The organism is Gilvimarinus sp. 1_MG-2023 (assembly GCF_030548285.1).
Map to the genome: position 1 here is coordinate 1 of NZ_JAUOSC010001510.1, position 245 is coordinate 245.

General features: G+C 51.4%; 1 pseudogene. It reads left to right on the plus strand.

From position 1 onward, the window contains the following. Positions 1–72: 72 nt before the first annotated feature. A pseudogene (locus Q4563_RS21875) lies at positions 73–245 on the plus strand (hypothetical protein); the annotation flags it as partial.

The window sequence follows — 245 nt, forward strand, 5'->3', positions numbered from 1 at the left end:
TACCAGCACTTGTCACATCGAATCTGTATGATTGATGCAATCCTGGCTCACAGTCGCGCACAAGGAGTTGTTATGACCACAAGCAATTATCCCGCTACGTTTATCTCGCAAATTGATGATCTGGTCGCTCTGGCACCGGTGATTCCGGTTCTAAAGATTGAACACCTGGAAGATGCCGTACCCCTGGCTCAAGCACTGGTGGATGGCGGTTTGCCGGTTCTGGAAATCACCCTGCGCAGTGACGC